The sequence below is a fragment of the Streptomyces sp. SAS_270 genome, assembly GCF_052543295.1.
The window spans coordinates 23,525-42,816 of sequence record NZ_JBMNDS010000009.1 but is presented as its reverse complement, the minus strand read 5'-3'; the positions used below and the strand labels follow the sequence as shown (position 1 = coordinate 42,816).

Sequence of the window (19,292 nt, the reverse complement as noted above, 5' to 3'; positions counted from 1 at the left end):
GGCCGTCACAACAGCGCGTCGATCAGCATGAAGGCCGCGACGGCCAGCAGCACCAGAGCGAAGATCCGCTGAAGCGTGGGCCCGGTGACCTTCAGGGCCAGCCGCTTGCCGTCCCAAGCGCCGAGGATCGCCGCCGCGATGAAGGGGCCGACGACCGCCCAGTCCAGGTTCTCGACCGTGCCGGCGCGCATCGACAGTGCGGCCAGCGAGTTGACGGTGATGACCAGCAGGCTGGTGCCCACCGCGTTGCGCATCCGCATGCCCAGCACTCCCACCAGCGCAGGGACGGCGAGAAAGCCACCGCCGACGCCGAGGACACCGGTGACCGCGCCGAGGCCGGCCCCGGCCGCCGCCGCCCGCACCGGCCGCACCGTCACAGCGCCCTCGTCAGCCGGCTGGGAACGCAGCATGCGCACGGCGGCCGCTCCCGCGACCACGGCGAAGGCCGCCGTCAGTGCGGCCGCCGGGACATGGGCGGCGAGTGCGCCGCCCAGCATCGCCGGGCCGATCCCGGCCGCCGCGAACAGCAGCCCGATACGCCAGCGCACATGCCCGTCGCGGGCGTGCGCGGCCATCGCGGTGACCGAGGTGAGCGTGACGATGACCAGGCTCGCGGTCGTCGCCCCGACCGGGCTGAAGCCGAGCAGGTAGATCAGGGCCGGGACGGCCAGCACGCTGCCGCCGCCACCGAGCGCGCCGAGCGCCAGGCCGATGACCGCTCCGGCGGCCAGGGCGAGTATGAGTGCGCTCACGCGACGGTGCCGCTCTGTCCGCGCGCGTCCACCAGCGGCAGCCCCGCCTTGGCCCAGTCCCGCATCCCGCCGACCACGTCGACGGCCTCCGAGCCCCGGGCGACGAGCAGTTCGGCGGCCTGCCGGGAGCGGCTGCCGGAACGGCAGATCACGATCAGGGGCCGCGCCTGCGCGTGGGCGGGCAGCCCCGCCCCGGCGGCCAGCGCCGACAGGGACAGGTGCACGGCCCGTGGCGCGTGCCCTGCCTGCCACTCGTAGGGTTCGCGCACGTCCAGCAGTACGGCGTCACCGCCGCCATCGGGGTTGCCGTGCCCGGTGCGTATGGCCGCCTCCTGCACACTCACGCGCCCCGGGCCGCCCCGGGCCCGTCGGAAGATGCTCATCTCGGTTTCTGGCTCCTGTTCGTCACGTCGTCAGGGAAGATCGGCCGGCCTCTGCGGCGTCCGGCGCCGTCAAGAGGTCCGGAGGGTGAGTCCCGCTTTCTCGGCTGCCTCGAAGGAGTCGTCCACGGCGACGACGTCCCGGCCGGCGGCGTCCAGCAGGGAGGCGGCGATCGCGGCGCGCATGCCGCCCGCGCAGTGCACCCAGACCTCGCCCTCAGGAACCTCGTCGAGGCGGCGGGGCAGGGTGTGGATCGGGATGTGGAGCGAACCCGCGACGAACCCATCCGTACGTTCGGACGCCCGGCGCACGTCGAGGACCACGACGCCGCCCCGCGTGCGCCCCGCGAGATCGGCGAACGTCGCACGGCGGAAGACGGCGGGCGTCTCGCCCGTGCGCACCCAGTCGGCCGGCCCGCCGGTGGCCGCGGCGGCGGGGCGGTCGATACCCACCCGGACCAGCTCACGCTGCGCGGCAGCGAGTCGCTCGGGAGTCTCGGCGAGCAGGGTGACCGGCTTGCCCCAGGGGATCAGCCAGGCCAGATAGGTGGCGAGCTGCCCCTCCGCCTCGAAGTTGAAGGAGCCCGCGAGGTGCCCTTCGGCGAAGGCGACCCGGTTCCGCAGATCGACCACCCACTCCCCCGCCGCGAGACGCGCGGCGATCTCGTCGGCGTCCGCGACGGACGGCGGGGTCAGGTCGACGGGCGCCGGTCCGACGGCATTGGCCGGGCCCATGTGCGTGTAGTAGGCGGGCACGTCGTCCAGGCCGGCGAGCAGGTCGGCGACGAAGGTGTCGACGTCCCGGGTGAGCGCCTCGTTGGACACCTTCTCCTTGCCAATGGTCGTATCACCGCCCTCGGCCTGCGAGGAGGAGCAGAAGCTGCCGAAGCCGTGGGTGGGCAGCACGGCCGTCTCGTCGGGCAGCTCGGCCGCCAGCCGGTGCGCGGAGGCGTGCTGGGCGCGGGCCAGGTGCTCGGTCAGCCGGGGCTCGACCAGGTCGGGGCGGCCGACGGTGCCGATGAGCAGCGAGCCGCCGGTGAACGCCGCGACCGCCGTGCCGCTCTCCTCCAGGACGTAGGAGGTGTGGTGCGGGGTGTGCCCGGGGGTGGCCAGCGCGCGCAGGGTCAGGCCGGCACCGGTGTCGATCTCCGTGCGGTCACCGTCGCGCACCGGTACGCGCCGGAAGGAGACGCGGGCTCCCGCGGGCACGAGGTAGGCGGCGCCCGTGATCCGGGCGAGTTCCAGGCCGCCGGTCACGTAGTCGTTGTGCACATGCGTCTCCACCACGTGGGAGATCCGTACCCCGCGCCGAGCGGCTGCTTCCAGCACCCGGTCGAGGTCGCGCGGCGGGTCGACCGCCACGGCCGTCCGCTCACCGCCCGCCAGGTAGCTCCGATTGCCGAGCCCCGACACCTCGATCGTGTCGACCAAGAACACGAGGTACTCCCTTCAGTGAAGATTTACCCCGGGGGGTATGTATTCGACGGTAGCATGAGTACCCCGGGGGGTATTTTCAAGGGCAGGAAAAGCCCGCGGAAACAACTCCCGAGTACCTCGCACATACGGCCGGACACCCGTCCCGCGCCACGCGAGCCGAAGAGAAAGGCCATCGCCATGCGCTATGACCGCACCGTGCACCTCGACACCGACTTCGCCACCGCCGCGGAGCGTGTCCGCGACGCCCTCGCCACCCAGGGCTTCGGCATCCTCACCGAGATCGACGTCACCGCCACCCTCAAGGCCAAGCTCGACCACGACATGGAGGACTACCTGATCCTCGGCGCCTGCAACCCGCCGCTGGCCCACCGCGCCCTGGAGACCGACCGCTCCATCGGCCTGCTGCTGCCCTGCAACGTCGTCGTCCGTCGCGACGGCGACCGCACCGCCGTACAGGCCCTCGACCCGAACACCATGGTCGCCCTCACCGAAATCGACGCCCTGCGCCCCGTGGCCGAGGAGGCCACCCGCCGCCTCGACGCCGCCCTCGCCTCACTCACCACACCTGGCGCGAAGAGCTGAGCAGGGGCGCCGCCCTCACGGAAACCGCGGCGCGGGCAAGAGCGGTCCCAGGGCGAAAACCTCCCCTGGTTCTGTGGGGCTGCATATACGGGTTCTCCACCGCACCCGCCTCGGGGACCCCGGTCGGCCGACGGCGTCCGGCGGAGGATGTCGAAACCCCGGACGCCGCTCCTGACGGTCAGGTCACCCCACTTTCAGACGTTCCTCACCCGATGCGTCCCCGCGCGTGGGGACGTACGACTGCGCAGCCTGGGGCTCCCGCTCGACGGCCATGAGGACGACCTCGCCCCCGGTCCCCTCCTCGGCGCACTCGGCCAGCCGCGTGGACAGCCGGCCCAGGCACGCATCCGGCGCCAGAGTTGCCAGGCCGTCCGCCTGAGCTCGGAGCACGTCCACCAGCGGGTGCCCGTCCCCGCCCTCCCGATCCCGCTCCAGCGGCGCGTTCATGTGCAGCAGCAACCGTCGCCCCGCGGTGAGCCGCACCGCCGTCGTATAGATCGGCATGTCCGCTCGGTGCGAGGTGAATCGGCCCAGCGCCGGCAGCGGGGCCAGGACATTCAGCGGCTGGACCTTGTCCTTGGCCATGAGGAGAGGCGACGCCTGCCCACAACAAATCACCTCGGCGGCGGTGTCGGACGCGAGGGAGACCAGCAGGGCACTGACACCCCTGTCGGACCCCTCCCGCTCAGCGCTCACGGCCGCGTCCAGTCGCCGGGCGGCTTCAGCAAGGCTCGACTCCTCCTCGGCGGTTTTCGCCCAGTGGTGAAGCAAGTGCGCGGCGGTCTCCTCCGGGTGTGCGTCTCCGTGCGGGGACGCGGCGACGAGCAGCCGGGGGCCGAACCGGGTGGGTCTCAGGTCGTAGGACACCCTGCGCAGGCGGTCCTGCCCGGGAGCGGGAACGACGCGTGCCTCCACGCGCACATCGCCGACCCGGGAGGACCAGGTCCGCAGCGGGTCCGGCTGTGCCGGGGCGATCGCGGGTGCGCTTTCGGAGCTGACCGGTCGTTCGGTGTCCTGTCTGCGCCGTTCGATGCGCCGCATGGCAAGGGTGACCAACGTGATGTTGACCAGCGTTCCAACGACCACGAACGGCCGGTCCCGCCACTCCAGCGAACCGAGTGCCAGCGCACCGCCGACGGCCACGCCGCCTGCGAACAGCGGCAGGCGACGGTGGGGTGGCAGGCACAGCCCGAGGGCCGGGGCGACGGCAAGCAAGGTCATGATCCCCCGGTGGCTTCCGCGGAAGGCCACGTCGCATCCGGCGACGGCGAGAACCAGTAGCAAGGTCGCAGCCCCCACCGCAATGTGGGCCCTGGGAGCGGAGAGTCGAGTGAGCACCGCACCCCACCTTCTCCGACAGCGTTCGCCTCCCGCACAGCGTAGCCGCGAGCGGACACTCCGTCAGGGCAGGAGCCACAAATGGGGCGTTGCGCTTGGAGCGCGGTGCCGCCCAGCCCACTGCACTCTCCGGTGCAGGGTCTCTACTACCCGCACGCCCGCCGGGATGGTGCATCAAGCGTCGCCGGGCCCGCCTTGCCGGCGTGCGGCAAACGGCGATGAGGACTTGACGGCAGCGCTTGGCGAGCAGGTCCGTCCGTGGCCTTTCACGGTGTCTCGGCGCCGCCTGTCGGCTCACCGAGGTGTTCGGCGAGCTGGAACAGGGCGGGCAGCGCGTTCGCGATGGCGGCGCGGGCCTCGTCGTCGAGGGCCGCGAGGGCGGCGTCCATCCGGTGTTCGTGGGCGGCGGTCCAGGCGGCGAGCTGATCGCGGCCGGCGTCGGTGAGGGTGACGACGGAGGCGCGGCGGTCGGCGGGGTCGACGTCACGGGCCACCAGCCCGGCGTTGATCATCTGGCCGATCAGGCCGCTGACCGTACTCGGGGCCAGCCGACGGCGGGCGGCGAGGTCGCTGATCCGGGTGGGAGAGTGCTGGCCGAGTACCTGAAGCAGCTCGACCTGGGCCATGGGCAGGGTCTCCCACGGATAGTCGGTACGGATCGAGGAGCGCAGCGCGCGACGCAGCCGGGTGATGGCCTCGGCGAGCAGGGCGGCGTCCGGCGCCTCGCCGGTGGGTCGCGGCAGGGAGACCTCGGAGCGGGGCTGCGCAGACATGGAGCAAGGGTAGCCGCGCCACGCACCGGTCCGACCGCGCGCTCGTCGGGCGAGTGCCCGCCGACCCGGTCGACATCCGATTCCGAAAGCTTCGGTGTCCGATGTATTGTCGGCCGGGTCGTTCCGGCCCGCGGGCCGGATCCCGTGCACGTGAGAACGGTCGATCCGATGAACCTGGCGTACCTCCCCAGCCCCTCCCAGGGCGTGTGGCACCTCGGGCCGCTGCCGATCCGCGCGTACGCGCTGTGCATCCTGGCCGGCGTCTTCACCGCCGTATGGCTGACCGGACGCCGTTGGGAGGCCCGGGGCGGACGGCGTGAGGACATCGCCGACATCGCGATCTGGGCGGTGCCGTTCGGTATTCTCGGCGGCCGCCTCTACCACGTGATCACCGACCCCGAGCTGTACTTCGCCGCCGGCAAGCAGCCCCTGCACGCCCTGTTCATCTGGGACGGCGGCCTGGGCATTCCCGGCGCGGTGGCCCTCGGCGCGGTCGGCGCCTGGCTGGGCTGCCGCCGCCGCGGCATCAGGCTGGCCGACTTCGCCGACGCCGTCGCGCCGGGACTGGTGCTCGCGCAGGCGATCGGCCGCTGGGGCAACTACTTCAACCAGGAGCTGTACGGCAGCCCCACCCATCTGCCCTGGGCGCTGTACATCGACCCGGCCAACCGCCCCGCCGACAGCCCCACCGTCGCCCTGTACCACCCGACCTTCCTGTACGAGTCCCTGTGGGACCTCGGTGTCATGGCGCTGCTGCTCTGGCTGGACGCCCGCCACCACCAACGCCTGCGCCGCGGACGACTGTTCGCCAGCTACGTCCTCGCCTACACCACCGGCCGGGCCTGGATCGAGGCCCTGCGCATCGACCACGCCAACCACTTCCTCGGCCTGCGCCTGAACGACTACGTCTCTCTCGTCCTGTTCACCGGCGCGCTGGCGTACCTGATCACCACTCGGCACCCACGCCCGGGCGACGACGCCCCGTACCCCGGCGCGAAGAACGGAGAGGAAGCACGGGCATCTGTTTCGGCCGGCGCTTCCGGCCGGGAGGGGGCGTGACAGCGGCTCCCGACACCGAATCCTCGCAAGTTGCTGCCGCCCCAACCTCGCGGATCCGTCACCTCGGCCCGCTGCTCCCTGCCAGGCTGCGCCCCCTGCACCGGCCCCGGCTGTGGGCGGAGCTGCTCTGCACCGTCCTGCTCTACTGGACCTACACACTCACCCGCAACGCCGTCCCCGCCCACCGCGCCGCCGCACTGCACCGCGCGCACGCCATCTGGCACGCCGAGCGGCTCCTGCACGTAGACATCGAACTCACCGTCAACCACGCGGCCGACCGGATCGGCTGGCTGATCGTGGGGATGAACTACTACTACGCCACCCTGCACTTCATCGTCACCATCGGCGTCCTGATCTGGTTGTACGTCCGCCATCCCGCCCGCTACCGCCCGGTGCGCACGGCCCTGTATACGGCCACGCTCCTCGCGTTGGTCGGCTTCGCGTTCTGCGCCACGGCCCCGCCCCGCTTCCTGGCCGGGCAGGGCTTCATCGACACCGTGGTCACCCACCACACCTGGGGCTCCTGGGCCTCCGGCGACGTGGCGTCGCTGTCCAACCAGTACGCCGCCATGCCCTCGGTGCACATCGTCTGGTCCGCCTGGTCCGGCCTGACCCTGGCCTTCCTGGCCCGCCGCACCTGGGTACGCGTGCTGGGCGCCTGCTACCCGGTCGCGACCTTCACCGTCATCCTGGCCACCGCCAACCACTTCGTCGCGGACGCCGCCGCCGGCGCCGTCACTCTCGCGGCCGGCTTCCTCATCCAGCGGCTGCTCACCGGCCGCCCGGCCTATCCCGCGCCGCGGCGGAACGCCCTGACGGTCAGCCAGCCCTGACGCAGCGCCAGCACCGCCCACACCCCGGCCAGCCCGGCCAGCCAGCGCACCTGCAACACCACCGCGCCCGCCACGGACACACCGGTGACCATCACGTCCAGGCCCGCCATCCAGGCATCGCGCACCCACCCGCCACCGCCCCGGATCACCCGAGCAGTCCTCGGGCCGCCCATCACGCCTCCCGCTCCGCATCCCTGCTCCCTCGGGGGCTCAGCCAGGCCGAAGCGACCGCAACGGCCGAAGCGGCCACCAGCACAGCGGCAGCCCACCGGGCACCCGCCTGGATTCCGCCCCCGGCAAAAAGGCGCAGGGCGAGGGTGACCAGGGCGACGCCCAGTGCGGTGCCCAGGCCACGGGTCATGTTGACCAGACCGCCTCCCGTCCCGGAGGAGCGGGCGGGGATCGCCCCCATGATCATGGTGTTGTTGGCCGGCGTGAAGGTTCCCAGCCCCAGGCCGGTGAGCGCCAGCACCGGCACGAGCCAGGCCACGGTCAGCGGAACGAAGAGCAGCGCGGCGGTGGCAAGGGTGAACACGGCGGTTCCCGACAGGCACCGCCCGCGGTCGCTCAAAGATCGTGGCAGCAGCCGGTCCCCGCCCGTCGCGGCCAGCGCGAACCCGGCGGGCAACGCGGTCAGCACCGCACCCGCGGTCAGCTCGGAGGACCCCCGGGCGGTCAGAACCACCGGGACCAGCACCAGCGGGCCGAACAGCACCACATACCCGCTCAGCGCCCCGACCAGCCCGGACGCGACCGCGCGCACCCGCAGCAGGTCCAGGTCCAGCAACGGCGCGGCTGCCCGCTGCTGCCGCCGCATGAACCTCCACCCCGCCGCGACCGACACGCCGACAGGGGCACGCCCCACCCGGGCACCGCCAGCCCGGAGGCCGCCGACACGCCCAGCAGGGCGCTCATGGTCGCCACCAGCAGAAGAACGAGCCCGGCCCAGTCGAACCGTGCCACCTTCGTGCGGGCCCGGGTGCGCGGCAGCAGATAGTGACCGCCGACCAGCGCGATCAGCCCGACCGGCACGTTCACCCCGAAGACCCAGCGCCAGCCCAGGGTCGACACCAACGCCCCGCCCACCGTCGGGCCCAGTGCCAGCCCGAGAGCCTGCGCCGCGGCCTGCACGCCGAGTGCGCTGCGCATCCGCTCCCGGGGCGCACTCGTGGTCACCAGCGCCACGCTGTTGGCCTGCATCAAGGCGGCCCCGGCCGCCTGCACCACCCGGAAGACCACCAGCGCCGCGAGAGATGGGGCGAGCCCGCAGGCCGCGGAGGCCAGGGTGAACACGGCGAAGCCGTACAGGTACAGCAGCTTGCGGCCGTAGGCGTCCGCCAGCCGCCCGGCCGGCACCAGCAGCGCCACCAAAGTGAGCAGATACGCCAGCGACACCCACTCCACCGCCGCCAGCGAGGCATGGAACTCCGCATGCAGGCTGCCGTAGGTCAGCGTGACGACGCTGGCGTCCAGCTGGCCCATGAAGGCGCCGAAGCACACCGCGCCCACGGCCAGCCACCAGGCGTTCGGCCACGACCGTATGGCCTCCGGGCGAGCCCGCTCCTGCACGAGCGCGGCGGGCCACCGCCTCCTGGGGCGGCGGGGAGTCACTTGCGTGACCATGACCCACACATTACAACTGTCACCGAACTATTCTGCTACCGTCTCATCCTGGGGCCCGCGACCGCGCCGCCCATGCCGCAATCAGGGCGGCAGAGGTGTGTCCAAGGTGCTGTCGCGGGCCCCGCCCGAGAAGCCCCGTAGCCCCAGCGTCAGGGGAAGCCATGCTGATCGAACCGGACGAAGACGTCGCCCTACGCCACGTCACCGACCATCTCAAGAGCTCATACCGCGACAGCCGCGCACCCGCCGAGGTCGAGGCCGCGGTCGCCACGGCCTACGCCTCCTTCGACGACCTGCCCATCCGCACCTATGTCCCCGTCCTCGTGGAACGCCAGGCACGCCGCATCCTGAGCGAGCTCTCCGACTGAACGCCGGCGTCGGCCGAAGCCCTGACAGTTGGACTGCGCCGCGCCTAGGGTGCGCTCATGCGGGCCGGTCAACGAGGGCGATCCCGGGCAGCGCCTCCTCTACCTCGGCAAGGCCAAGCGACTGCGGACCCGCATTGTCTCCAACCGCCTGAGGCACTCCGGCCGCTCCACCCTCCGCTGCACGCTGGCCAGGCTGCTGATGCCCATCGAGGGCTATCGCACCACCTGGACCGACCGCGTCGTCCTCGCCCCCGAGGACGAGCAACGCCTCACCAACTGGATGCACGGACACCTCGGCCTCACCTGGAGCGAACTCCCCGACCCCGCCCCAGTGGAGAAAGCACTCATCTCCCGGCTGTACCCACCCCTCAACGTCGACGGCACCGAGCACACCACCACCCGAGAACGCGTCAAACAGGCACGGGCCACCTACTACACCAGCGCCGGACCCCGCCCGGACAAGTAGCCCGCCACCCGACAAGAGTCGGACTCGCCCGAACCGGCCATCAGTCCAGGCATGCCGTTCTCTCCGCCCGCTCTCAACGCAGCGGAAGCACCAGGCAAGCGGCTCTGGAAGATGAAGTCACTGACGCTTCCGGAAGGCAACCGCGTCCGGGTTGTCGGTGAGCCACCGCTGGCACACGTTCCAGTGATTGCCCGTGCCTCCGGCGTCATCGAACGTCACGACGGCCACGACCGGCCCACTGCAGTTCGGGCTCGGCACGGTATGCATACTGCACCTGCGACCGCCATCCGGCGACACCTCGTCGATGGCTGTGATGACGGACTTCATGGCGGGAGCCTACGGCGTTGCCGCACACGCCGTAGGCAACGCCAACACAGGACTCGTCAGCCCAATCAGGGCGCCAAACCCCGGCCACCCCCGACTACAGAGGGAATCCGCCCGAGATCGCCGTCAGCACCCCGCTCACCGGAGCCCTCCGGGCTGGTCCTTGGCCCACCACAGGAACGCGGCGGCGTGCTGCTGGTTGGCGAAGCCGTCACCGACCAGGGCGTGCAGAAGGTCGTTGCTCCACAGGATGAGCCGACCGAGGGTCCAGTTCACCGACTCGGGCGCCGGCAGCTCCAGCCCGTAGACCAGCCGCGCGATCTCGCGCTTGCCGCCCGCTTCCGTCGTGTACTTGAGGATCGACAGGAAGCAATCAGGCTGCACCACGCAGAGCACCCTCGTGAGCAGAGCTTCCTTGAACCCGGTCATGGCGAACGGCATCACACCCGTCAGAAGGTGCCGGAGCCGGTCCGCGAGCGGCATGTCGTCAGACCCGTACAGAAGATATTCGACGGTCTCACGGGTCGACTCCCCTGCCGCCGCGTCACCCATTGCGTTCCAGGCGGAGTTGAAGGTGGCCTGGTTGCCAGGGTGGGCACCGATGTTGGAGTTGGCGAAGTCCTTGAGCACCCTGGGGCTACATGTCCGCAGCCCGTCCCGGGAGAAGACCTTCTGGTACTTCGCCCAGTAAGCCGCGACCTCGGGCTCAAAATCGGGCTTGGTCATGGCACGTCCCGGCACCGCAAGCCCAAGAGCCGCAACGCCGCGCAGTCGCTGGTCATCATGGGTGCGATGTCGATCAGCATGTTCGCCGGCATCACCGTCCTGGCCCTGCTCTACCACGTCCATGTCGCCGACAACCCCACCGAACTGGGCCTGCCCGCCGACGCGTCCACGCCGACCGCGCTCGCGCAGATCGCCAAGGCGTCCTTCGGCGACGTGACGTTCCTCTTCTACTACGTGCAGGCGTTCACCGCGGGCATCCTCATCCTGACCGCCAACACGGCCTTCAACGGCTTCCCGCTGTTGTCCTCGCTGCTGGCCCAGCACCGCTTCCTGCCCCGCCAACTGCACAACCGCGGCGACCGGCTGGTGTTCTCCAACGGCATCATGCTTCTCGCGCTGGCCGCTATCGGGCTGATCATCGCGTTCGACGCGGACGTCTCCTCGATCATCCAGCTCTACATCGTGGGAGTCTTCGTCTCCTTCACCCTCTCCCAGGCGGGCATGGTCCGGCACTGGACCAAGGAGCTGACCCACACCACCGACCCGCCGGCGCGGCGCCGCATCCGCCGCTCACAGGCCATCAACGCCACCGGAGCGTTCTTCACCGGCATCGTGCTGATCATCGTGCTCGCCACGAAGTTCCTGCACGGCGCCTGGATCGTCACCATTGCCATGCCGCTGCTGTTCGTCGTGCCGTAGGGGATCCATCAAGGAAGCCCAGGCCCCTCGCCAAGTCGGGCGCCGCGTGCGCTCCTGTGGAAGGTGAAACACCTCCTGGGCGTAGGCGGTTGGGGAGAGGATTGGTCATGGTGGAGTGGCGCCCGCTGCGCAGCGCCGTCAGGCCGGTGCCCGAGCCGGTGGCGACCCCGTTCGTCTGGGCGGCGGCCTTCGTCGGCTCGTTCCTCCTCGTCGCGGTACTCAGTGCCGTCGGCGCACTGGCAAGCTCCGCGATCGGTCTCTCCGCCCTGTGCGCGCTGGCGGTGCTGCTGGGCCTGCCCGCCCGCTTCCGCGCGGCCCCCGGCATCGCCATCGTCTGCTGGTTGTTCCTCAACGGCTACGTCATCGCCCCGCGCGGTGAGCTCGCCTGGCAGGGGCCTCTCGACGCTGCCCGGCTCGTTCTGCTCCTCACCGCCGCTGTCCTCGGGACGCTGATCGCGCGGATCGCCAATGCCGTCGGAGCCCATCACCGCGCCACACCGGGCCAGGGGCCACAATAGGAAGGACAGGGCCGCTGCTTTCCGGCTGCCTCGGAACTCCGTGACAACTGCCGCGCGACGGCTGGTCAGCGCACGGCATCCGGGTGACGCTGGCTTGCAGGACGACCAACAGCGAAACAGGAGCCGACGTGCGGGCACGTGACCTGGCAGTGGAGTACGAGACCGTCGGCGCCGGCACCGACGCCATGGCAGCAGCCCGGCTGATGGCCGAGCACCGGCTTCCCGCCCTGCTCGTGGTGGACGGCGACGGCACACCGAAAGCAATCCTGCCCGCCTCCCAGATGATCAAGATCCTGGTGCCGGCGTACGTGATCGAGGACCCGATGCTGGCCGCAGTGGTCGACGAGCGGCACGCCGACCGGCTGTGCCAGGCGCTCAAGGGTCGCACCGTACGCGACTGCCTGTCGAAGACCACGCCCGCGCCACCGCTCGCCGCACCGGATGACACCGCACTGGAGGTGGCGGCGCAGATGGCCCAGGCCCGCAGCCCGTTGGTCGCGGTCGTGGACAAGGACAATAACGGTCTGCGGCTACTCGGAGTGATCACCGCCTCCCACCTGCTGGAGCGGCTGCTCATCGCCGCGTCATGAGCCGCCGGGGCCGTCCCCGTCGTAGATGTCCAGCACCCGGCCCAGTCCCAGCTGCTGGAGAGTGGCGCGCGCCCGAGGTCCGACATGAGTGGCGATCACCTGTGTTCCCTGTGCCCTCGCCGCGCGCAGCGCCATGAAGAACACCGCACCACCGTCACTGCTGAAATACGACACCCGCCCGAGGTCGACCTCAAGTACACCGGGCCGCGAGCCGAGAACGCCCTGCACGCTCTTCCCGATGCGCCCGGCGTTCTGTGCGGTGATCTCACCCGAGAGTCGGACAACGACCTGTTCCCGGCCAGTTCCGGCACCGCGTTCACGGCGCCGAAACGGATGGAGCAGACGATTGTCCGCCCCCAGTAGTCCGCGGTGCTCGCGCGGCTTCCGGGTGAGGGGGGAATCTGGCATCCGGGGCTCCAGGGCAGGGGCGGTCGCTTGCCGACCAGGCTTCCCGGCGCACCTGATCCCAGGCTAGGTCCAACCGACTCCGACCGCCGCCCGGTCGTCCATGGTTGCCGGAATCCGGCAACGTCCCGGCCCCTCACGATGGGTGTGGACGATCTATCAAAGACGCGTCAAGAACGGGTAAGGTTCCCGTTGGTGTGCCGGGAAGCCTGGTCGGCGAGCAGGGGATCAATCTCTCTCCCGATCGGAGGCTTTCGCCATGGTGCTCGTTGCGGTGTTCGGCGTCGCGTTGCTGGTGGCGGTCCTGCTGTCGGGCCTGGCGGCGCGGACAGTGCTCTCCACCTCCTTTCTCTTCCTGGTCGGCGGCGCGCTGGTCAGTGACGGTTTCCTCGGCCTCATCCACATCACGCCGGACAGCGAGATCGTGACCGTGACGGCCGATCTGGCCCTGTTCGCCGTCCTGTTCACCGACGGACAGCACGTCTCCTTCGCCAAACTGCGGGCGAACTGGCGCAACCCGGCCCGCGCGCTGGGCCTGGGCATGCCCCTCGCGTTTGTGTTCATGGCGCTGGTCACGCACTTCCTGGTCGGCCTGGACTGGACGACGTCGTTCCTGGTGGGCGCCGTACTGGCGCCCACCGACCCGGTGTTCGCCTCCGCGATCGTGGGCCGCAAGGAGGTCCCCGCCAAGCTGCGCGAGCTGCTGAACGTGGAAAGCGGCATCAACGACGGCCTGGCACTGCCGGTGGTGCTCGTCCTGATCGCCGCGGCCGGGCCCGCCGCCGGCCACGCCGACGAGGCATCGATCGGGAAGATCGCCCTGGAACTGGCGCTCGGGCTGGCCTTCGGCGTCCTGCTGCCGCTCGTCGTCAACGCACTCGTCCGCTTCCGCCTGTTGGGCGCGGAGCCGAAACTGCAGCCCCTGCTGCCGCTGGCCACGGGCATCATCCTGTACGGGCTGTGCCACCTCACCCACGCCAACCCCTACCTGGCCGCCTTCTCCGCGGGCGCGGTGCTCGCCGCCACCGCGCCGGAGGCGAAGGAGGCGTTCGAGCTGCTGGGCGAGGCACTCGCCGAGCTGGCCAAGTTCGCCGCGCTGCTGGTGTTCGGCGCCCTGCTGACCCCGCACCTGTTCGCCGACCTCTCGCTGGGCGGCTACGTCGCCGTCGTGCTGGCGATCGTGCTGATCCGCCCCGCGTCGCTGCTGCTCTCCCTGATCGGTACGCGCTTCGACCGCCGGGAGAAGCTGACCGCGGCCTGGTTCGGGCCGAAGGGCTTCGCCTCCGTGGTGTACGGGCTGCTGGTGCTGCAGTCCGGCATCCCGCAGGCCGAGGAGGCGTACACGCTGATCGCCGTGTGCATCGCGTTCTCGATCGTCGCGCACTCCAGCACGGACGTCCCCATCGCCCGGATGTTCGACGTCGAGGACCTGGTCGGCATCCCCGACGACGAGGACGACACTCCCCCGGCCGCAGAACGCCTGAGCGAAGGAAACGACCATGCGCTCACGTGAGTTGGCCAGACCCTGCCCCACGGCGCCGGCCGATGACGCTGATGAAGCTGCCCGGCTCGTCGTCCGTGAGCACTTGCCGGCGCCGCGGGTCCCGCGTGAGGACCAGCACCCGTACGCAATCGTGCCGGGCACCCGCGTCGTCCAGGCGCTGGTGCCCGCTTCCGTGCGGGAGGATCCGCTCCTCTCGGCCGTGATCGACGACCGGCTCGACACCGAGGTACGAGAGGAGATGGCCGGGCAGTCGGCGGCGGCCTGGCTTCCCCGGCGGCACCTCACCGCCACTGTGGTCGGGCCGGCCGCATGGCCCATGCAGATCGTGGCCCTCATGACGCGCAAGGACGCCCCGATCGGCGCGGTGGTCGAGCACGACGGAGCCCAGCCCACCCTGATCGGCGCGGTCACCACTGACACCCTGATCGAGTACGTCATCGGAGGACCGTGAACGACTGGCACAGCTGGGCGGCGATCGTCGTCTTCGTCGGCGCCTATGCCCTCATCATCAGCGAGAAGATCCATCGCGTCGCTGTCGCTCTCGGCGGCGCGGGCCTGATGCTCGCAATCGGCGCGACCGACGATGTCTCGGCGTTCTACTCCGAGGACTCCGGCATCGACTGGAACGTCATCTTCCTGCTGATGGGCATGATGATGATCGTCGGCGTGCTGAAAAAGACCGGCATGTTCGAGTACCTGGCGATCTGGGCCGTCAAGCGCGCCCGCGCCAAGCCTTTCCGGGTGATGGCCATGCTCGTTGTCATCACCGCCGTCGCCTCCGCACTGCTCGACAACGTCACCACGGTGCTACTGATCGCCCCGGTCACCCTGCTGGTCTGCGAGCGCCTCGCACTACCCGCAGCCCCCTTCCTCATCGCCGAAGTGATGGCCTCCAACGTCGGCGGCACGGCGACCCTGGTCGGCGACCCGCCCAACATCATCATCGCCAGCCGGGCAGGCCTGACCTTCAACGACTTCCTGGTCCACCTCGCCCCTCTCATCGCCCTGCTGCTGGTGGTACTCGTCGCCCTTTGCCGGGTGATGTTCCGCAAGACCTTCGTCTACGACGGCGACCGCGCCGCCGAGATCATGGCCCTGGAAGAGCGCGAAGCCATCAAGGACCCACGGCTGCTCATCCAGGGCCTGATCGTGCTGGCCCTGGTGGTCGCAGGTTTCGTCCTGCACCCGGTGCTGCACTACGAGCCGAGCATCGTGGCCCTGCTCGGCGCCGGACTCCTCATCGCCATCTCGACAGCCGACACAAGCGAGGTCCTCTCGGAGGTGGAGTGGCCCACCCTCGCCTTCTTCGCCGGCCTGTTCATCATGATCGGCGGCCTCATCGACACCAGTGTCGTCAGCGAGGTCTCCCAGAAGCTGGCGGATGCGATCGGCGGCAACGAACTGGGCGGGTCCATGACCCTGCTCGGCGGCTCCGCCGTCCTTTCCGGCATCGTCGACAACATCCCGTACGTCGCCACCATGGCGCCCATCACCAGCGACCTGGTGAAGGACATGGGCGGGGCAAGTGACCACGTCCTGTGGTGGGCCCTGGCCCTGGGCGCCGACCTCGGCGGCAACGCCACCGCCATCGGCGCCTCCGCCAACGTCGTCGTCCTGGGCATCGCCGAACGCAACCGACAGCCCATCTCCTTCTGGCAGTTCACCAAGTACGGACTGGTGGTCACCGCGGTGACCGTGTCCATCTCCCTGCTCTACGTGTGGCTGCGTTACTTCGCCCTCGCCTGACCCAATCCGAACCGAACAGCAACGGAGGAAGTGCCCATAGACCCGTCGCTGATGGCACGCGGGGTCCGCACCATCCGGGACGCCTGGTAAACCATGACCGATTCATCACACGCATCCGGGAGAGACATGCGCACCACCGTCGCGAAGGCCGCCACCACCATGGCGCTGCTCGCCACGCTCGCCGCCTGCAGCACCGACGGCACGGCCGAGCAGGCCACCGAGCCCACACCCGCCACGCCCCGGCCCACCGCCACTTCCGACACCTCCGAGGACCAGGGCGGCGCCGTGGGCGGCATGGCCGACTTCATCGGCGGAAACCTCCAGGGCGCCAGGCAGCAGATCGCCGGTGCCGCTCGCATCACCGCCACCGACCTCAGCGGCCAGCGCCGTGCGGTGCGTGATGAGTCCGAGTGGAAGATCTGCACTCAGCGGCCGGCTCCCGGCTACCCGGTCAACGACCAGTCCATCACCTTCGGCGTGGTCAAGACCGACGAGGGCTGCTGACGTACCGGCGTCTCTAGGCGGGCGCAGCGGAAGAACTGCCGCTGCACGGTCAGCCGCCGTTTGCGGCCCTACGGCAGGGCGGTCAGGAAGACTTCGACGTCGTGCACGTCCGCCAGGGCCCAGTCGTGGAGGCTTGCGGCCCGGGGGCGTACCGGTGCCGCTCGCTTCGTGGCGACGCGCTCCGGCGGCTAGCATCGACGGGGTCTGAGGAAGCGAGGCACCATGCTCGACGACGCGAAGTTCCGGACGTTGCACGATGGGTTCGCAGGCGAGCTGATCGGACTCGACGACGAGCGGTACGAGTCCGCGCGGCGGGTGTGGAACGGGATGGTGGACCGTCGGCCCGCGCTGATCGCGCGGTGCGCCGGTGAGGACGACGTCGTCGCGGCGCTTCGGTTCGCGCGGGAGAGTGGAATGCCCGTCGCGGTTCGGGGCGGCGGCCACAACGTCACCGGCAACGCGGTGTGTGACGCGGGCGTCGTGATCGACCTCAGTGGTCTGAAGGCGATCGCCGTCGATCCGGACCGGGCTCGCGCGACCGTGCAGCCCGGGGTGCTGCTCGGCGAACTCGACCGCGCGACCCAGGTGTTCGGGCTCGCGACGCCGACCGGGAACGTCTCGATGACGGGAGTCGCGGGGCTGACGCTCGGCGGCGGCCTGGGGTGGATCGCGCGCAAGCACGGCCCCGCCTGCGACAACCTCATGTCGGCCAGGGTCGTGACCGCTGACGGCACACGGGTGACCGCCGGCTGACGAGAACCCCGAGCTGCTGTGGGGCCTGCGCGGCGGTGGCGGCAACTTCGGCGTCGTGACCTCGTTCGAGTATCGCCTGCATCCTGTCGGCCCGCAGGTGCTCGCGGGCGGTGTGCTGCATGCGTTCTCGGATGCCCCCGAAGTCCTGCGCTTCTTCACGGAATTCGTCGCCACCGCGCCGGACGAGCTCTCCGTGACCGCGGGGGTGTTCCGCGCACCGCCCGGGATGCCGATCGCGTCCGAGTTCGAGGGCGAGCTGGTCGTGACGCTGGCGGTGTGCTGGGCCGGCGACCTGGCCGCCGGTGAGCGTGCACTGCGGCCGCTGCGCCGGTTCCATCGCGCCGATGCCCTACACCGCGTTGCAGAGCGGCTCCGACGCGGCCTATCCGAACGGCCGGCGGAACTACTGGAAGTCCCACTTCGTCGACGAGATCACCGACGGCACCATCGCCACCGTCATGGAGCACGCTCCGCGGATGGCGTCCCCCTGGTCGTCGTTCTACTTCCAGCACCTCGGCGGAGCGATCAGCCGTCCGGGACTCGACACCGCCGCCTTCGGCCATCGCGACGCGGTGTTCGACTTCGCGATCCTGACCGTCTGGCAGGACGACGCCGAGGACGCCGACCACATCACATGGGCGCGCGAGTTCGCCACCGCGATGCAGGCGTACGCCAGCGGCGTCTACGTCAACAACCTCGGCGTGGAAGGGGCCGACCGGGTCAGGTCCGCGTACGCGCCGGAGATCTACGAGCGCCTTGTCGCACTCAAGAACGCGTACGACGCGACCAATATCTTCCGCCTGAACCAGAACATCCAGCCCACCCGCCCGACGGGGGCCGGACAGCACGGCTGACGAGGCACGAACCTGCCTGGTGCTGACCGCGGATGCGCCAGCACCAGGCAGGTCGCTTCGCGGCGGCCGCTCCCACCACGCCGCCACGCGAGGAGGAGCTATGGGCAATGCTGTGCTGTACATGTCGATGTCGGTCGACGGATTCATCGCCGGACCCCACGACGGGCGGGACAACGGGATCGGTGATCGCGGGGACCGCCTGCACGAGTGGTTCGGGATGGACGCCGCGGGCAGCCATAACAGCCTCTCCCACTGGGACGTCGTACCGATTGGTAGATTGACGGCCACAGTGAGGAAGTCCGGGGGGACCAGTGGGGAAACGAGACCGGCGCAGCCGCTCTGGAGGTCTGTGGGCGCGGGGCGCGGCCGTTCTGGCGGCCCTGGGCGCAGTGAGCTGGCTGCTGGCACGGGCAGTGGCTCCGCCGGAGGGGTCCATGGAGGCGTTGACCGGACGGGGCCTTGGAGTTTCGGTCGCTTCGGTACTGGGAGCCGTTACTGCCGGGTCGTGGATGGCTGGATGGGGCGCGATCGTGATCGCGCTGGCCATCGGGGCGGTGGGAGTGGTCCGGCACTGCTGGCGTCAGGGCCGCCGGTCGGGCATGAGCGCCGGGACCCTGCTCGGCTGGGGCGTGGTCAGCGGGGTGGTCCTAGCCGGGGTGCACCAGGTCCTGACGGGTGTCGTTCCGGCAGGCGTCATCAAGGTGCGGTCGCACCCGGGGACCGACGGGTTCCTGGAAGTCTCCTACGGGCCCAATCTGGCCATGCTCGTACTGATGGTCATAGCGGTGACTGCCGTCCGTGGGTTCTGCGCCAGTCGCAGATTGTTGCCCGCCGCATAGCCCCGACCTATTGCCATCCCCACCGAGATCACGTCCTTCGAGACCGGACATGCACATCGGCGCAGTGCGCAAACGCACCGGTGTTGCGCAGGGCCTGCTCTTGTCGCTGCCGACGCGTCCGCCGCCTCGGAGCAACGCTGACCGCCGCATCCTCCTCGCGTGTGGTGCGGGGATACGACGATGAGGCCAACCATGGTGGCCAAGGCCCAGGCTCCGACA

The 19,292-nt window shown here is 70.4% G+C and carries 26 protein-coding genes; 15 read left to right on the top strand and 11 right to left on the bottom strand.

Annotated elements, in window-relative coordinates; all coding sequences use genetic code 11:
* Positions 1 to 5: 5 nt before the first annotated feature.
* The 3 genes from ACN6LB_RS08640 to ACN6LB_RS08630 form a co-directional block, all read right to left on the bottom strand.
* On the bottom strand, positions 6 to 752 hold the full coding sequence (locus ACN6LB_RS08640; RefSeq protein WP_445025256.1) for a sulfite exporter TauE/SafE family protein: 747 nt from the start codon (positions 750 to 752) through the stop codon (positions 6 to 8).
* On the bottom strand, positions 749 to 1,135 hold the full coding sequence (locus tag ACN6LB_RS08635; RefSeq protein ID WP_445025255.1) for a rhodanese-like domain-containing protein: 387 nt from the start codon (positions 1,133 to 1,135) through the stop codon (positions 749 to 751). The genes ACN6LB_RS08640 and ACN6LB_RS08635 overlap by 4 nt, the downstream gene beginning before the upstream one ends.
* A 69-nt stretch (positions 1,136 to 1,204) precedes the next feature.
* Positions 1,205 to 2,569: an MBL fold metallo-hydrolase gene (locus ACN6LB_RS08630; RefSeq protein WP_445025254.1), complete on the bottom strand. Its 1,365-nt coding sequence runs from the start codon at positions 2,567 to 2,569 to the stop codon at positions 1,205 to 1,207.
* A gap of 177 nt (positions 2,570 to 2,746) precedes the next feature.
* Here ACN6LB_RS08630 and ACN6LB_RS08625 point away from each other — a divergent pair, with 177 nt between their 5' ends.
* Positions 2,747 to 3,151 (top strand): DUF302 domain-containing protein, encoded by a 405-nt coding sequence (locus tag ACN6LB_RS08625; RefSeq protein ID WP_445025253.1) that lies wholly within the window; start codon positions 2,747 to 2,749, stop codon positions 3,149 to 3,151.
* A gap of 183 nt (positions 3,152 to 3,334) precedes the next feature.
* Here the strand turns inward: ACN6LB_RS08625 and ACN6LB_RS08620 are convergent, their stop codons facing one another.
* Together ACN6LB_RS08620 and ACN6LB_RS08615 are read right to left on the bottom strand one after the other, a co-directional pair.
* Positions 3,335 to 4,372: a SpoIIE family protein phosphatase gene (locus ACN6LB_RS08620; RefSeq protein ID WP_445025252.1), complete on the bottom strand. Its 1,038-nt coding sequence runs from the start codon at positions 4,370 to 4,372 to the stop codon at positions 3,335 to 3,337.
* A 383-nt stretch (positions 4,373 to 4,755) separates the two neighbouring features.
* A complete protein-coding gene (locus tag ACN6LB_RS08615) occupies positions 4,756 to 5,262 on the bottom strand; it encodes a MarR family winged helix-turn-helix transcriptional regulator (RefSeq protein ID WP_445025251.1) in 507 nt (168 codons plus the stop codon).
* A 168-nt stretch (positions 5,263 to 5,430) separates the two neighbouring features.
* Here ACN6LB_RS08615 and lgt point away from each other — a divergent pair, with 168 nt between their 5' ends.
* Positions 5,431 to 6,321: a prolipoprotein diacylglyceryl transferase gene (gene lgt, locus ACN6LB_RS08610; protein WP_445025250.1), complete on the top strand. Its 891-nt coding sequence runs from the start codon at positions 5,431 to 5,433 to the stop codon at positions 6,319 to 6,321.
* The gene (locus ACN6LB_RS08605; RefSeq protein WP_445025249.1) at positions 6,318 to 7,154 is read left to right on the top strand and encodes a phosphatase PAP2 family protein; all 837 of its coding nucleotides are present in this window, start codon (positions 6,318 to 6,320) and stop codon (positions 7,152 to 7,154) included. The genes lgt and ACN6LB_RS08605 overlap by 4 nt, the downstream gene beginning before the upstream one ends.
* Here ACN6LB_RS08605 and ACN6LB_RS08600 read toward each other — a convergent pair.
* Genes ACN6LB_RS08600 through ACN6LB_RS08590 form a run of 3 tightly spaced genes read right to left on the bottom strand, consistent with a single transcriptional unit; the run spans position 7,109 to position 8,777 of the window.
* The gene (locus ACN6LB_RS08600; RefSeq protein WP_445025248.1) at positions 7,109 to 7,279 is read right to left on the bottom strand and encodes a hypothetical protein; all 171 of its coding nucleotides are present in this window, start codon (positions 7,277 to 7,279) and stop codon (positions 7,109 to 7,111) included. The two genes, ACN6LB_RS08605 and ACN6LB_RS08600, sit on opposite strands and share 46 nt — an antisense overlap.
* Positions 7,280 to 7,326: 47 nt before the next feature.
* A complete protein-coding gene (locus ACN6LB_RS08595) occupies positions 7,327 to 7,971 on the bottom strand; it encodes an MFS transporter (protein ID WP_445025247.1) in 645 nt (214 codons plus the stop codon).
* Positions 7,881 to 8,777: an MFS transporter gene (locus ACN6LB_RS08590; protein ID WP_445025246.1), complete on the bottom strand. Its 897-nt coding sequence runs from the start codon at positions 8,775 to 8,777 to the stop codon at positions 7,881 to 7,883. The genes ACN6LB_RS08595 and ACN6LB_RS08590 overlap by 91 nt, the downstream gene beginning before the upstream one ends.
* Before the next feature lie 161 nt (positions 8,778 to 8,938).
* Here ACN6LB_RS08590 and ACN6LB_RS08585 point away from each other — a divergent pair, with 161 nt between their 5' ends.
* A complete protein-coding gene (locus ACN6LB_RS08585) occupies positions 8,939 to 9,145 on the top strand; it encodes a three-helix bundle dimerization domain-containing protein (RefSeq protein WP_445025245.1) in 207 nt (68 codons plus the stop codon).
* 49 nt (positions 9,146 to 9,194) lie between these two features.
* Entirely contained in the window at positions 9,195 to 9,611 is a 417-nt protein-coding gene (locus tag ACN6LB_RS08580; protein WP_445025244.1) for a GIY-YIG nuclease family protein, read from the top strand.
* Between the two features lie 117 nt (positions 9,612 to 9,728).
* Here ACN6LB_RS08580 and ACN6LB_RS08575 read toward each other — a convergent pair whose 3' ends face one another.
* Positions 9,729 to 9,938, bottom strand: coding sequence for a hypothetical protein (locus ACN6LB_RS08575; protein WP_445025243.1), 210 nt, complete (start codon positions 9,936 to 9,938; stop codon positions 9,729 to 9,731).
* A gap of 135 nt (positions 9,939 to 10,073) precedes the next feature.
* A complete protein-coding gene (locus ACN6LB_RS08570; protein ID WP_445025242.1) occupies positions 10,074 to 10,661 on the bottom strand; it encodes a hypothetical protein in 588 nt (195 codons plus the stop codon).
* Between the two features lie 66 nt (positions 10,662 to 10,727).
* Here ACN6LB_RS08570 and ACN6LB_RS08565 point away from each other — a divergent pair, with 66 nt between their 5' ends.
* The 3 genes from ACN6LB_RS08565 to ACN6LB_RS08555 all read left to right on the top strand — a co-directional run bounded on the left by ACN6LB_RS08565 (position 10,728) and on the right by ACN6LB_RS08555 (position 12,468).
* Positions 10,728 to 11,360, top strand: a complete 633-nt coding sequence (locus ACN6LB_RS08565; protein WP_445025241.1) for a hypothetical protein — start codon at positions 10,728 to 10,730, stop codon at positions 11,358 to 11,360.
* 107 nt (positions 11,361 to 11,467) lie between these two features.
* Positions 11,468 to 11,878: a hypothetical protein gene (locus tag ACN6LB_RS08560; RefSeq protein ID WP_445025240.1), complete on the top strand. Its 411-nt coding sequence runs from the start codon at positions 11,468 to 11,470 to the stop codon at positions 11,876 to 11,878.
* Positions 11,879 to 12,006: 128 nt separating this feature from the next.
* Positions 12,007 to 12,468, top strand: coding sequence for a CBS domain-containing protein (locus ACN6LB_RS08555; protein ID WP_445025239.1), 462 nt, complete (start codon positions 12,007 to 12,009; stop codon positions 12,466 to 12,468).
* Here the strand turns inward: ACN6LB_RS08555 and ACN6LB_RS08550 are convergent.
* On the bottom strand, positions 12,463 to 12,876 hold the full coding sequence (locus tag ACN6LB_RS08550) for an STAS domain-containing protein (protein ID WP_445025238.1): 414 nt from the start codon (positions 12,874 to 12,876) through the stop codon (positions 12,463 to 12,465). The genes ACN6LB_RS08555 and ACN6LB_RS08550 overlap by 6 nt on opposite strands.
* Positions 12,877 to 13,132: 256 nt before the next feature.
* On the opposite strand from ACN6LB_RS08550, the gene ACN6LB_RS08545 reads away from it, so the two are divergent.
* The 7 genes from ACN6LB_RS08545 (at position 13,133) to ACN6LB_RS08515 (ending at position 19,073) form a co-directional block, all read left to right on the top strand.
* Positions 13,133 to 14,386, top strand: a complete 1,254-nt coding sequence (locus ACN6LB_RS08545) for a cation:proton antiporter (protein ID WP_445025237.1) — start codon at positions 13,133 to 13,135, stop codon at positions 14,384 to 14,386.
* Positions 14,387 to 14,459: 73 nt separating this feature from the next.
* Complete coding sequence (locus ACN6LB_RS08540) at positions 14,460 to 14,828, top strand: hypothetical protein (RefSeq protein ID WP_445025236.1); 369 nt, start codon at positions 14,460 to 14,462, stop codon at positions 14,826 to 14,828.
* Positions 14,825 to 16,123 (top strand): SLC13 family permease, encoded by a 1,299-nt coding sequence (locus ACN6LB_RS08535; RefSeq protein WP_445025235.1) that lies wholly within the window; start codon positions 14,825 to 14,827, stop codon positions 16,121 to 16,123. Before ACN6LB_RS08540 ends, ACN6LB_RS08535 begins: the two co-directional genes overlap by 4 nt.
* A gap of 126 nt (positions 16,124 to 16,249) precedes the next feature.
* Positions 16,250 to 16,627 (top strand): hypothetical protein, encoded by a 378-nt coding sequence (locus ACN6LB_RS08530; RefSeq protein ID WP_445025234.1) that lies wholly within the window; start codon positions 16,250 to 16,252, stop codon positions 16,625 to 16,627.
* Between the two features lie 222 nt (positions 16,628 to 16,849).
* Positions 16,850 to 17,380, top strand: a complete 531-nt coding sequence (locus ACN6LB_RS08525) for an FAD-binding oxidoreductase (RefSeq protein ID WP_445025233.1) — start codon at positions 16,850 to 16,852, stop codon at positions 17,378 to 17,380.
* Positions 17,381 to 17,724: 344 nt separating this feature from the next.
* Positions 17,725 to 18,234: a BBE domain-containing protein gene (locus ACN6LB_RS08520; RefSeq protein ID WP_445025232.1), complete on the top strand. Its 510-nt coding sequence runs from the start codon at positions 17,725 to 17,727 to the stop codon at positions 18,232 to 18,234.
* Positions 18,235 to 18,743: 509 nt separating this feature from the next.
* The gene (locus ACN6LB_RS08515) at positions 18,744 to 19,073 is read left to right on the top strand and encodes a hypothetical protein (protein WP_445025231.1); all 330 of its coding nucleotides are present in this window, start codon (positions 18,744 to 18,746) and stop codon (positions 19,071 to 19,073) included.
* Positions 19,074 to 19,292 lie beyond the last annotated feature (219 nt).

What these genes read in the sequence shown, in the direction of transcription:
- ACN6LB_RS08545 (WP_445025237.1), top strand. Translation starts at nt 13,133, where the DNA reads ATGGTGCTCGTTGCGGTGTTCGGCGTCGCGTTGCTGGTGGCGGTCCTG.
- ACN6LB_RS08590 (WP_445025246.1), bottom strand. Translation starts at nt 8,777, where the DNA reads ATGGTCACGCAAGTGACTCCCCGCCGCCCCAGGAGGCGGTGGCCCGCC.
- ACN6LB_RS08585 (WP_445025245.1), top strand. Translation starts at nt 8,939, where the DNA reads ATGCTGATCGAACCGGACGAAGACGTCGCCCTACGCCACGTCACCGAC.
- ACN6LB_RS08625 (WP_445025253.1), top strand. Translation starts at nt 2,747, where the DNA reads ATGCGCTATGACCGCACCGTGCACCTCGACACCGACTTCGCCACCGCC.
- ACN6LB_RS08525 (WP_445025233.1), top strand. Translation starts at nt 16,850, where the DNA reads ATGCTCGACGACGCGAAGTTCCGGACGTTGCACGATGGGTTCGCAGGC.
- ACN6LB_RS08565 (WP_445025241.1), top strand. Translation starts at nt 10,728, where the DNA reads ATGTCGATCAGCATGTTCGCCGGCATCACCGTCCTGGCCCTGCTCTAC.
- ACN6LB_RS08595 (WP_445025247.1), bottom strand. Translation starts at nt 7,971, where the DNA reads ATGCGGCGGCAGCAGCGGGCAGCCGCGCCGTTGCTGGACCTGGACCTG.
- ACN6LB_RS08635 (WP_445025255.1), bottom strand. Translation starts at nt 1,135, where the DNA reads ATGAGCATCTTCCGACGGGCCCGGGGCGGCCCGGGGCGCGTGAGTGTG.
- ACN6LB_RS08570 (WP_445025242.1), bottom strand. Translation starts at nt 10,661, where the DNA reads ATGACCAAGCCCGATTTTGAGCCCGAGGTCGCGGCTTACTGGGCGAAG.
- ACN6LB_RS08515 (WP_445025231.1), top strand. Translation starts at nt 18,744, where the DNA reads ATGGCTGGATGGGGCGCGATCGTGATCGCGCTGGCCATCGGGGCGGTG.
- ACN6LB_RS08560 (WP_445025240.1), top strand. Translation starts at nt 11,468, where the DNA reads ATGGTGGAGTGGCGCCCGCTGCGCAGCGCCGTCAGGCCGGTGCCCGAG.
- ACN6LB_RS08615 (WP_445025251.1), bottom strand. Translation starts at nt 5,262, where the DNA reads ATGTCTGCGCAGCCCCGCTCCGAGGTCTCCCTGCCGCGACCCACCGGC.
- lgt (WP_445025250.1), top strand. Translation starts at nt 5,431, where the DNA reads ATGAACCTGGCGTACCTCCCCAGCCCCTCCCAGGGCGTGTGGCACCTC.
- ACN6LB_RS08575 (WP_445025243.1), bottom strand. Translation starts at nt 9,938, where the DNA reads ATGAAGTCCGTCATCACAGCCATCGACGAGGTGTCGCCGGATGGCGGT.
- ACN6LB_RS08550 (WP_445025238.1), bottom strand. Translation starts at nt 12,876, where the DNA reads ATGCCAGATTCCCCCCTCACCCGGAAGCCGCGCGAGCACCGCGGACTA.
- ACN6LB_RS08530 (WP_445025234.1), top strand. Translation starts at nt 16,250, where the DNA reads ATGCGCACCACCGTCGCGAAGGCCGCCACCACCATGGCGCTGCTCGCC.
- ACN6LB_RS08620 (WP_445025252.1), bottom strand. Translation starts at nt 4,372, where the DNA reads ATGACCTTGCTTGCCGTCGCCCCGGCCCTCGGGCTGTGCCTGCCACCC.
- ACN6LB_RS08520 (WP_445025232.1), top strand. Translation starts at nt 17,725, where the DNA reads ATGCCCTACACCGCGTTGCAGAGCGGCTCCGACGCGGCCTATCCGAAC.